9 protein-coding genes are annotated in these 11,241 nt (G+C 70.0%); 5 read left to right on the forward strand and 4 right to left on the reverse strand.

Annotation, left to right across the window (positions count from 1 at the left end):
* Positions 1–33 precede the first annotated feature (33 nt).
* Complete coding sequence (locus tag ACRX5S_RS37000; protein ID WP_436777631.1) at positions 34–1,077, reverse strand: LLM class F420-dependent oxidoreductase; 1,044 nt, start codon at positions 1,075–1,077, stop codon at positions 34–36.
* Positions 1,078–1,509: 432 nt separating this feature from the next.
* Here ACRX5S_RS37000 and ACRX5S_RS37005 point away from each other — a divergent pair, with 432 nt between their 5' ends.
* Both ACRX5S_RS37005 and ACRX5S_RS37010 read left to right on the forward strand, forming a co-directional pair.
* Positions 1,510–3,243 carry an ABC transporter ATP-binding protein gene (locus tag ACRX5S_RS37005; RefSeq protein ID WP_436777632.1) on the forward strand — a complete coding sequence of 578 codons (1,734 nt, stop codon included), beginning with the start codon at positions 1,510–1,512 and terminating at the stop codon, positions 3,241–3,243.
* On the forward strand, positions 3,240–5,114 hold the full coding sequence (locus ACRX5S_RS37010; protein ID WP_436777633.1) for an ABC transporter ATP-binding protein: 1,875 nt from the start codon (positions 3,240–3,242) through the stop codon (positions 5,112–5,114). The genes ACRX5S_RS37005 and ACRX5S_RS37010 overlap by 4 nt, the downstream gene beginning before the upstream one ends.
* A 153-nt stretch (positions 5,115–5,267) precedes the next feature.
* On the opposite strand, the gene ACRX5S_RS37015 is transcribed toward ACRX5S_RS37010, so the two are convergent.
* Together ACRX5S_RS37015 and ACRX5S_RS37020 are read right to left on the reverse strand one after the other, a co-directional pair.
* Positions 5,268–6,440 carry a glycoside hydrolase family 1 protein gene (locus ACRX5S_RS37015; RefSeq protein WP_436777634.1) on the reverse strand — a complete coding sequence of 391 codons (1,173 nt, stop codon included), beginning with the start codon at positions 6,438–6,440 and terminating at the stop codon, positions 5,268–5,270.
* Between the two features lie 346 nt (positions 6,441–6,786).
* A complete protein-coding gene (locus ACRX5S_RS37020; protein ID WP_436777635.1) occupies positions 6,787–7,602 on the reverse strand; it encodes an SDR family NAD(P)-dependent oxidoreductase in 816 nt (271 codons plus the stop codon).
* A 512-nt stretch (positions 7,603–8,114) separates the two neighbouring features.
* Here ACRX5S_RS37020 and ACRX5S_RS37025 point away from each other — a divergent pair.
* Complete coding sequence (locus ACRX5S_RS37025) at positions 8,115–9,593, forward strand: family 43 glycosylhydrolase (protein WP_436777636.1); 1,479 nt, start codon at positions 8,115–8,117, stop codon at positions 9,591–9,593.
* 53 nt (positions 9,594–9,646) lie between these two features.
* Here the strand turns inward: ACRX5S_RS37025 and ACRX5S_RS37030 are convergent, their stop codons facing one another.
* Positions 9,647–9,868, reverse strand: coding sequence for a hypothetical protein (locus tag ACRX5S_RS37030; protein ID WP_436777667.1), 222 nt, complete (start codon positions 9,866–9,868; stop codon positions 9,647–9,649).
* Here ACRX5S_RS37030 and ACRX5S_RS37035 point away from each other — a divergent pair.
* Together ACRX5S_RS37035 and ACRX5S_RS37040 are read left to right on the forward strand one after the other, a co-directional pair.
* Positions 9,761–10,168: a TetR family transcriptional regulator gene (locus ACRX5S_RS37035; RefSeq protein WP_436777663.1), complete on the forward strand. Its 408-nt coding sequence runs from the start codon at positions 9,761–9,763 to the stop codon at positions 10,166–10,168. The genes ACRX5S_RS37030 and ACRX5S_RS37035 overlap by 108 nt on opposite strands.
* Positions 10,169–10,347: 179 nt before the next feature.
* Positions 10,348–11,178, forward strand: a complete 831-nt coding sequence (locus ACRX5S_RS37040; RefSeq protein WP_436777664.1) for an SGNH/GDSL hydrolase family protein — start codon at positions 10,348–10,350, stop codon at positions 11,176–11,178.
* Positions 11,179–11,241: the final 63 nt, after the last annotated feature.

Genomic DNA, 11,241 nt, shown 5'->3' on the forward strand with positions numbered 1-11,241 from the left:
CGACCCGCGCCGCCGCGGCACGTTCGCGAGGCGCTACTCGGCCGCGGCGTCGAGAAGAGCGCGTAGAGTCCGGACGTCTCCCACGGGATCCGCTCCTTCCGGAGTTGCGTTGAGGGTGGTGACGCCCGCCTTGCGGTAGGCCTCGATACGGCCCGCCACATGGTCGGCGGGCCCGACGAGGTGGATGAGGTCGATGAGTTCGTCGGGGACGGCGGCTTCGGCCTCGGCGCGGCGGCCGGTGAGGTAGAGGTCCTGGATGCGGTCGGCGGCGTCCGCGAAGCCGTAGCGGGAGACGAGCGCGTGGTAGAAGTTCTGGCCCCGTGCGCCCATACCGCCGACGTACAGAGCAGTCATCGGACGGGCGAGGTCCCGGAGGGCCGCGCGGTCCTCGCCGATGGCCAGCACGCCGCCGGCGACGATGTCCAACCGTGCCGACTCCGCGGGCCGGCGGGCCAGTCCGGCGTCCATCGCCTTGCCCCACACCTCCGGCATCCGCTCGGGCGCGAAGAGGAACGTGAGCCAGCCGTCGGCGATCTCGGCGGTGAGCTCGACGTTCTTCGGCCCGAGCGCGGCGAGGTACACGGGGATGCGGTCGCGCACGGGGCGGGTGAGCATCTTCAAGGGCTTTGCCAGGCCCGTCCCCTGCTGCGGTCCGAGGGGCACGCGCGTGGTGGCGCCGCTGTGGACCACCACCTCGCGACGCCACGCGGCCCGGCAGATCTCCACCACATCCCGCGTGCGCGCGAGCGGCCGGTCATAGGGCAGTCCGTGCCAACCTTCGACGACCTGGGGACCTGACGTGCCCAACCCGAGCACCGCACGGCCCGCCGAGGCCGCGTCCAGGCCCGCCGCCGTTTGCGCCAGCAAGGCCGGCGTGCGGGAGAAGACGTTCAGCACGCCCGGGCCCACCTGGACCCGCTTCGTCCGCGCCGCGATCGCACCGAGAACGGCCACGGAGTCGAACCCGTAGGACTCGGTCACCCACACCGCGTCCACGCCGGCTTCCTCGAATTCCACAGCCCTGTCGAGCAGCGCGGCCGCGTCGCCGGTGAACTTCAGGGTGGTACTCAACCGCATGGTCAACTCCTAGAGGTCACAAGCAACTTGATGGGTCGTCACGACGCATGCCGGGCCCTGCGTCGGCGCGGGCCCTCTGGGTGCTCGGTTCGTACCTCCCGTCCCGCGGCCGGCACGTATCCCAATGCTCGAATCCACCGCGGTCGCCCACGGTTCGACGAGAAGACCGCCTTCGGACGCGGACAATTTAGCGTATGAGATCTACTATTTCCCCACGCGCATGGCCCCGCGCTCCGCGATCGGCGCCGCCCCGACGGTTGCGGAGGCTGTCGGGCCCGGGTAATCTGCCCCTCGGTAGCGCGCGCTACCCAAGGCGAGGCCACTCGGGGGGCGGGTCACCGCCGTGGTGTGGGCCACCGGACACGTCTCCACCCCAGGTCCCCATCCCAACCCCCTGCCGCGCGCAGGACCGAGCCGTCATGAGAGGGCCGCGTGCTGATCCGCCTCGTCCGGGCCCACCTCACGCCCTACCGTCGGCCCGTGGCGGTGCTCGCCCTGCTCCAGCTGGCACAGACCGCGGCGACGCTCTACCTGCCCAACCTCAACGCCGACATCATCGACACCGGCGTGGTCCACGGCGACCACGGCTACATCGTCCGCGTCGGCGCGGTCATGGTCGCGGTGGCGTCGGTGCAACTGGTCTGCTCCTACCTTGCCGTTCGGATCGGCGCGCGGGTCGGGATGGCGCTCGGCCGCGACATCCGGCGTTCCGTGTTCGCGCGGGTCCAGTCGCTTTCGGTGCGCGAGATGGGGAGATTCGGGGCACCGTCGCTGATCACCCGCAGCACCAACGACGTGCAGCAGGTCCAGATGCTGGTGCTCCTCACACTGACCCTGATGGTGTCCGCGCCCATCATGGCGGTCGGCGGGATCGTGCTCGCCGTCGACCAGGACCCTCCCCTGTCACTGACCCTCGTCGTGCTGGTGCCGCTGCTCGGCATCGCCATCGGGGCGATCCTGCGCGGCCTCGCCCCCCTGTCGAACGCCATGCAGCGCGGCATCGACTCCGTCAACCGCATCATGCGCGAGCAGATCACCGGGCTCCGCGTCATCCGCGCCTTCGTCAAGGAGGACCACGAGAGCCGCCGCTTCGCCGCGGCCAACGCCGAACTCACCGACGTCTCGGTACGCGTCGGCCGGCTGATGGCCCTGATGTTCCCGGCCGTCATGACCATCGTGAACATCGCAGGGGCGGCCGTCCTGTGGTTCGGCGCCGAGCGCGTCGACTCCGGCGAGATGACGGTCGGCGCGCTGACCGCCTTCATCAGCTACCTGCTGCAACTGCTGATGGCCGCGGTCATGGCGACGTACATGCTGCTGTGGATCCCCCGGGCCGAGGTCTGCGCGGGCCGCATCCTCGAAGTCCTCGACACCGAAAGCTCGGTCGCTCTCCCGTCCTGTCCGGTGCGCCGCCTCACCCGCCGCGGCCACGTCGAGCTGCGCGGCGTCGGCTTCCACTACCCGGGCGCCGAAACGGGTGTCCTGGACGGAATCACCCTGTCCGCGGGGCCCGGCGAGACCACGGCGATCATCGGCGGCACCGGCAGCGGCAAGAGCACCCTGCTCAGCCTGATCCCCCGGCTGTCCGACGCCACCGCCGGGACGGTCCTGGTCGGCGGCGTGGACGTACGCGACCTGGATCCCGCGCTGCTGAGCCGCACCGTCGGGTACGTCCCACAGCGGCCGTACCTCTTCTCCGGCACGATCGCCTCCAATCTGCGGTACGGCGCCCCCGACGCGTCCGACGACGATCTGTGGCGTGCCCTGGAAGTCGCGCAGGCACGGGACTTCGTCGAGGCGCTGACCGACGGCCTGGATGCGCGCGTCGCGCAGGGAGGCACCAACGTCTCCGGCGGCCAGCGGCAACGCCTGGCGATCGCACGCGCGTTGGTCGGCCGACCCGACGTGTACCTGTTCGACGACTCCTTCTCCGCCCTGGACTACGCGACAGACACGCGGCTGCGCACGGCGCTGGCCGAGGAGACCGCCGAGGCGGCCGTCATCGTCGTCGCCCAACGCGTCGGCACCATCCGCGACGCGGACCGCATCGTCGTACTCGACGAGGGCCGGATCGTCGGCGTCGGCACCCATGCCGAACTCCTGGAATCCGACGGCACGTACCGGGAGATCGTCCTGTCGCAGCTCACCGAGGCGGAGGCGGCATGACCGACGGAAGCGACGGCGAGCGGTCCCCGAGGCGCGAGGATCCTCCGGCCACCCCGCCCAAGTCCGGTGCCGCGCCTCGACGCCCCGACCAGTCATCCGACTTTCGCGCGACGGCGCGGCGGATCACGGCCCTGGTCACGCGCAGGCGCGGACTGTTCGCGGGGGTGCTGGCGACCGGCGCTCTCAGCGTCGGGCTCACCGTCGCCGGGCCGGTGCTCCTGGGCCGGGCCACCGACCTCGTGGTGTCCGGCTCCTTCGACGACACGGGCAAGGGCATCGACTTCCCCGCGGTCGCCCGGATGGTGGCGTACGCCATCGCCGTCTACCTCGTGGCCGGGCTGTGCGGCGTGCTCCAGGCCCGCATGGCCACTGTGGCCGTACAGGACGCCGCCGAGCGGCTGCGCCGGGACGTCGAGGCCAAGCTCGCGCGTGTCCCGTTGAGCTACCTCGACCGCAGGCACCGCGGCGAGATCATCAGCCGGGTCACCAACGACATCGACAACCTCGCCCAATGCGTACAACAGGTGTTGAGCCAGCTCGTCGTCTCGGTACTGACCATCGTCGGGGTCGTGGCGGTGATGTTCTGGGTCTCGTGGCTGCTGGCGCTGATCGCGCTGCTCACCGTCCCGCTGTCGGTGCTCGCCGTCGCGTGGATCGGCAGATGGTCGCAGCCGGAGTTCACCCGGCAGTGGCAGCACACCGGACGCCTGAACGCGCACATCGAGGAGATGTACACCGGGCACTCGCTCGTCAAGGCGTTCGGCCGCGAGGAGCAGTCCCAGGCGGCGTTCGACGCGGAGAACGAACGCCTGTACGAGGCGAGCCGCCGGGCCCAGGAAAGGTCCGGGCTGGTCCAGCCCCTGATGATGTTCCTCGGCAACCTCAACTACGTGCTCGTCGCCGCGGTCGGCGGGCTGCGCGTGGCCTCGGGAGCACTGACGGTCGGCGACGTCCAGGCGTTCATCCAGTATTCGCGCCAGTTCAGCCAACCGCTGGGCATGCTCGCCGGCATGCTCGGCATGGTGCAGTCCGGAGTCGCCTCAGCCGAGCGCGTGTTCGAGCTCCTGGACGCTCCCGACCAGGCGCCCGACCCGGCCGAACCGGACCGGCCGACCGCGGGCGTCGGCCGCGTCGCCTTCGAGGATGTGTCGTTCCGCTACGTACTCGACACGCCGCTCATCGAAGGACTTTCGCTGGTCGCCGAACCAGGGCACACCGTCGCGATCGTCGGCCCGACGGGCGCGGGCAAGACCACGCTGGTCAACCTCCTCATGCGCTTCTACGACGTCACCGGCGGACGCATCACGCTCGACGGGGTCGACACCGCGTCCATGTCCCGCGCGGACCTGCGCTCGCGAATCGGGATGGTCCTCCAGGACACCTGGCTGTTCCGCGGCACCATCGCCGAGAACATCGCGTACGGATCGGAGCACGCGACGCGCGATCACGTCGTGGACGCCGCGAAGGCCGCGCACGCCGACCGCTTCATCCGCACGCTGCCCGACGGATACGACACGGTGGTCGACGACGAGAGCGGCTCCGGCATCAGCGCCGGCGAGAAGCAACTACTCACGATCGCACGGGCGTTCCTGACCGAACCGACGATCCTCGTACTCGACGAGGCAACCAGCTCCGTCGACACCCGGACCGAGGTGCTGATCCAGCAGGCGATGGCCCGTTTGCGCCGAGGCCGCACGGCGTTCGTCATCGCCCACCGCCTGTCCACGATCCGCGACGCCGACACCATCGTCGTGATGGAGAACGGCACCATCGTCGAACAGGGCTCCCACGACCAGCTGGTGGTCGCCGGCGGTGCCTACAGCCGCCTCTACGCCGCGCAGTTCGCCGATGCGACGGCCGAAGTCGACTGAAGGACAAGGCGCACGACGTCGCGGTCCTCTCATTCTCCGACCTGACCCCAGAGCGGGTACGCGGATCGGGTCCGCATCGTGACGGACTCCTGGCAGTCGCGGGGCGCCACAGCCGAAGGAGGGCGCCGCGTGTCCCGCGGCGCCCTCCTTCGCTCACATGGCGTTCGCCTGGGCGATCTTTCCGAGCCACGCGAGGCTGGGCTTGGGGTGGCGTTCAAACGTCGTCCGGTCGACCGCTACGAGCCCGAAGGTCGGCTCCCAGCGCCCCCACTCGAAGTTGTCCAGCAAGCTCCAATGCAGGTAGCCGCACACGTCGATGCCGCTCTGCATGGCGTCGTGCATGCCGGTCAGGGCCCCCGTCGTGTACGCGATGCGCCGCTCGTCATCGGCGGTGGCGATACCGTTTTCGCTGACGATGATCGGGACGTCGCCGACGACGTCACGGGTGTGCCGCAGCGCGATGCCGAGCGCGTCGGGCCGGTACGCCCAACCCATCAAGGTGTTGTCGGGGTGTTCCGGGTGCGGCACGACCCCCTCGTCGTCCACGAGTTGGCTGGTGTAGGACTGGACGCCGACGAAGTCGTCGTCGCGCGCAGGTTCGAGGTACATGTCCTCCCAGACCTGCTGCACCTCGGCATGCATGGCCTCGCTCCCGGGGACGGGCACGAGCGCCTGATTGGCCACCGTCCAGCCGACCCTCGCGCCGGTCCGTTCGCGGACCAGCGGCGCGACGGCGCGATGCGCGGTGATGAGGGCTTCACCGAATTCGGAGTCGGGCAGCGCACCGGTCAACTGGTACTCCTTGCCTTCTGCGACCCGTCGCAGTTGGCCGTGGTTCACCGCCACGACGTTGGGCTCGTTGATCGTGCAGACCCACGCGACACCTTCGAGGATGCTGCACGCCTGTTCCACGTAGCGGGTGAAGACCGCGGTCGCATCGTCCGCCAGCCATCCCCCCTTGTCCCCGAACCACACGGGGTGGGTGAAGTGGTGGAGGGTCACGACCGGAGTCAGCCCCAACCGCTGCGCGGCCTCGATCATGCGGCGGTAGTGGGCGAGTTCGGCGCGCGAGAACTTCCCGGGGCTCGGTTCGATCCGCGACCATTCGAGGCTGAAGCGGTAGGCGTTCAGGCCCGCTTCGGCCAGCAGCGTCATGTCCTCTTCGTACCGGTGATAGCTGTCCAGTGCGTCACCGCTGAACTGGACGCCGTAGTCGGCCGCGGCGTGTTCGAGCTGCCACCAGTCGTTGTTGATGTTGTTGCCCTCGATCTGGTGCGCCGCGGTCGACGCCCCCCAGAGGAAGCCCTTCGGGAAGGTACGGGTCATGGACGGCTGTCTCCCTTGTCGTTCACTGGGGGCTGTGCCCCGGACGACCGTGCCGTGTCGGGCAAGCAGGAAGGCAGGCAGCGGCGATTGCCACGGACGTGATGTCGGCGAAGCGGTTCGTCGCTCAACCTCGTGACTTCCTGGCTGTCCCATTCCCGAGTCGTCCGCAGCGCGAGTAGCGCGCGCTACTGAGCGGCAGATTACCCACCCCAAGTAGCACGCGCAATCATCGGTTCTGGGCGCCCCTTATCGTGGGCGGGCGCTCGGGCGGGCGGGCGCTCGGGCGGGCGCGGACAGCGCGACAGCCGCGCTGCCCGCACCGGTCCGCAGCCCCGGAGCGGATCTCTCAGTAGTGCCGTCCGATGCCGCCGTCGTGGTAGAGCGCCGCCCCGGTCACGAAACGCGCCTCCTCGGATGCGAAGTAGACGAACGCATGCGCGGTGTCCTCCGGCTTGCTGGACGCCTTCAACAGGGACAGCTGCGAGATGCCGTCCACCGCGGCTTCCCGGCTTGCCCAACGCCCCTGCGCGACATAGTCCTCCACCGCTTCCTCGATGAGAGGGGTCATCGTGAGACCGGGGTGCACGGAGTTGACCCGGATGCGCTTGGGCCCGAACTCCACTGCGGCGCACAGCGTCAGCATGCGCGCGGCGGACTTCGAGACCTGATAGCCGAGGTTGGCGTCACTGGGCATGAACGACGCCATGGACAGGTTGTTGATGATCGAGCCCCCACCCGAAAAGCGGGTGCCGCTCCTCTCAAGCTCCGGGGCACACAGTTTCATGCCGAGGAACAGCGCATCGTGGTTGACGGCCATCACGCGGCGCATGTCCTCCAGCGACGTCGTCATCACGCTGCCGTGCACCGAAATGCCGGCATTGTTGACGAGCACATCGAGTGCGCCGAACTCGCGCACCGTCTCGTCGACGACCGAGCGCCAGCTCTCCTCACTCGTGACGTCGTGGCGGAGCCCGAGAAAGCGGCCGCCGGCCGAGACGTCCGCCAGGCGCCGCGCGATCGCCGACGCCTCGTCGTCGCGCATGTCCGTCCCCACGACCGCCGCGGCGCCTTCCCGCAGGAAGGCCTCGCAGACGGCGACGCCGATGTTCCCCATCCGTCCCGCGCCGGTGACGAGCGCCACCTTTCCGGCGAGTCGTGACATGTGATCCTCTGTTCGTCATTGCATCCCACACGACGCGCACAGTCCGGGACCGCCCGGACTTGAGTTCGCCCGTGGCACGCGGCATTCGAAGTCATGTAGCGCCGACATGGTCACAACATGATCCAGTCAGCCCGCACCAGTAAACGATTCACTGGACATATTGTCTAGTGAGTAGCCTCACTGCATCGCGAGTGTGCGCGGCGGCCGAAACGCTCACCACGCGGCTTCGCCCTCGCACGTCCCGCCGAGGCACCACCCGCAGGGGGTTGCCTGTTCGGGCGTCCGGGTCCACCAGCCCCTGCATCTGGATGCCGTCCATCGTCGCGATCACCAGCCGGGCAAGCCCGCCGGCGCCCACGTCCGTACGCGCCCGCCCGTCCCGCTGCATCCTCTCGACGCCGCACGAAGGAGCATGCCAGTCCGCTGGTTGCGCGCGCTACCTGTAGCGCGTAGCCTGCCTCAAGTTCGAGGGCGCCGGGCAGCCCGTCCGCGCCACCGCGAAGGAGATACGTGTGAACGTCGATCCGATCCTCCCGGGCTTCTACCCGGACCCGACGATCTGCCGGGCGGACGACGCGTACTACTTGGCGACGTCCACGTTCGAGTACTTCCCCGGCGTCCCGGTGTTCCGCAGCACGGACCTGCTCCGGTGGGAGCAGGTCGGCAACGCCCTCGACCGTCCGGAGCAACTGCGGGTGATGGGCGGTCTCTTCGCGGCCAGTACGGGGATCTACGCGCCGACGCTGCGTTACCGCGACGGGGTGTTCTGGCTGGTCACCACCAACGTGCTCGAACACGGCAAGGGCCAGTTGATCGTGCGCACCACCGACCCGGCCAAGGGCTGGAGCGACCCGGTGTACGCCGAAGGCGCGACGGGCATCGACCCGGATCTGGCCTGGGACGAGGACGGCACCTGCCATCTGACGTGGGCCGGTCCGGACGGGATCACACAGGTGGCGGTCGATCCGGACACCGGCCGACTGCTGTCCGAACCGCGGGTGCTGTGGGGCGGCACCGGACTGGCCTTCCCGGAGGCGCCGCACCTCTACGCCCGGAACGGGTGGTGGTACCTCGTGATCGCCGAGGGCGGCACCGAGCGCGGCCACGGCGTGTCCGTCGCGCGCTCGCGGGCGATCAGCGGGCCGTTCGAGGCACACCCGGCGAACCCGATCCTGTCGCACCGCAGCACCGACCACCCGGTGCAGAACACCGGCCACGCCGACCTGGTGGAGTTGTTCGACGGCCGCTGGGCGGCGGTATATCTCGGGGTGCGCCCGCGAGGCAGCACCCCGATGTTCCACGTCAACGGCCGCGAGACGTTCCTGGCCGGCGTCGACTGGGTCGACGACTGGCCCGTCGTGGCGGAGGACGCCTTCGACGTGCCCCCGCAACAGACGTCCTTCACCGACCACTTCACCGGCGTCCACCTGCACCCGCGGTGGATCTCGCCCGGCACCGACCCGCGCACGTTCGTCAGCCGTGACCCCGGTACTCCGGCCGGGATCGTCCTCGCGGGAGGACGTTCTCCCGAAACACGCGACGCACGGCACCTGCTCGCCGTCCGTGCCCGGGACACCCGGTGGCAGGCCGCCGCCGCCCTCCCCGCCGGCGACGCGGCGCTCGTCGTACGCATCGACGACGCGCACTGGGCGGGTGTGGAACGGGTCGGCGACGTCCTGACCGCACGCGCGGTCGTCGGCCCCTTCGACCAACGGCTCGCAACCGCCACCGGCGTCTCCCCCGAGCATCCGTTGGCCGTACGCAGCGTGGACCACCAGGACATCCCCACTCCGCACAACGGCCCGGACAGGCTCGAATTCGGCTACCTCGTCGGCAACGAATTCCAACGGCTCGCCGACATCGACGGACGCTACCTCTCCACAGAAGTCGCCAGCGGCTTCACCGGCCGCGTCATCGGCGTCGAAGCACTGGCAACCCGGGCCGTGCTCGCCGAGTTCAGCTACGCCCCGCTCACCGCGCCGCCCGAGTGAGGCCCGTGCGCTCAACGCCTATGAGATGGCCGGACGGGCGGCAACCGAGCCGTTCACCGGACATGGACCGGGCCGGCAGTGCCGAGGGCCACGAAGAGCAGTACCTCGGGCGACGCCACCACTCCGGCCACGCGTGCACCGCGCAGGGTCGCCTGGACCCCGACGTCATCACCCGCGCCGCGGTCGAACTCGTCGACAGCGAGGGCGGCGCCGCGCTCACCACCACCAATCTCGCCCGCAGGCTCGGAGTGTCGCAGCCGGCGCTGTACGCCCACGTGGCGAATCCGGCGGCAGCGCGGCGTGCGGTGGGCCTGTACGGCATGCGTCAGATGAGCGAGGCGCCGCAGTCATCGGTCATCGGTCATCGGTCATCGGTCATCGGCAAACGCTCGGGTCCGGTCTCCCGATCCCGGCCGCTCTCTCGAAAGGACCCGCCATGCCGTCCGTCCTCACGCCGGTGCTCGACTGTGTCGTCGGAGCCCTGGAGATCGCTGTCGACGCCACCGGCGTCACGTTCCACCGCGCGCCGGCCGCGGCGCGAGCCCGCATGGCTGACGTGGCTCTCGACTTCATGAGCGCGACCCCGTCCGGGGTACGCATCGAAATGCTCACCGACGCCACGGAGGTGGAACTGGACGTCGCGCTGACCAAGACGGTTCCGGCGGGCCTCCCCGCGTCGGAGACCGTCTTCGACCTGGTGGTGGACGGCGTCCTGCGTGAGCCCGTCGGCACAGCGCGGCAAACCCTCGTCCGGATGGACGCCGCCACCGGCGCCTTCAACCTGGAACCCGCGGGCCCGGCGACCCTGCGGTTCGAAATCGACGGCACACCGGCGGAACGGCGGGTGGAGATCTGGCTGACCGCCGCCGCGCACCTCCGGCTCCTCGACGTGCGGATCCCGGCCGACGCGTCGCTACGGCCGGCACCGGCCAGCGGGCCGTTGTGGGTGCACCACGGCAGCTCCATCAGCCAGTGCTCGGAAGCCGACCGCCCCACCGGGACCTGGCCGGCGATCGTCGCGCGCCGCACGGGTGCGTCACTGCTGAACCTCGGCCTCGGCGGGCAGTGCCACCTGGACCCGTTCATGGCGCGGGCCATCCGCGACCTGCCCGCGGCCGCGATCAGCGTCTGCGTCGGCATCAACATCGTCAACGGCGACACCATGCGGGAGCGTGCGTTCGTCGCGGCGTTCCACGGATTCCTCGACACCATCCGCGAAAAGCACCCCGATACACCGATCTCGATCATCACGCCGATCGTCTGCCCCGTCGTGGAGGATCACCCCGGCCCCACCACCGGCACGACGGCCGCGACGGACCACCGAATCGGCACCGTCGAACGGGACCCAGCCCTCGCGGTCGGTGCGCTCTCCCTGGACCGCATCCGCAAGCTGCTCCACCAGCACACCGGGATACGCCGCGGCGAGGGCGACACCGCGCTCGAAATCATCGACGGCCTCGACCTGTTCGGCCCGGCCGACGCCGCCGACCTGCCGGACGGCCTGCACCCCGACGGCGCGGGCTACCGCCGCATCGCCGAACGCTTCCACTTTCCCACCTTGACGGCGGATCTCCGGCGGCAGTGAGCCGACGTTCTTCGGCTCGCCGAGCACCGGTGCCCGGCCGAGGCACCGTCGTGCGGTTGCGCG

This window comes from Yinghuangia sp. YIM S09857 (genome assembly GCF_051388915.1).
In the GTDB taxonomy this organism is placed as follows: Bacteria; Actinomycetota; Actinomycetes; order Streptomycetales; family Streptomycetaceae; genus Yinghuangia.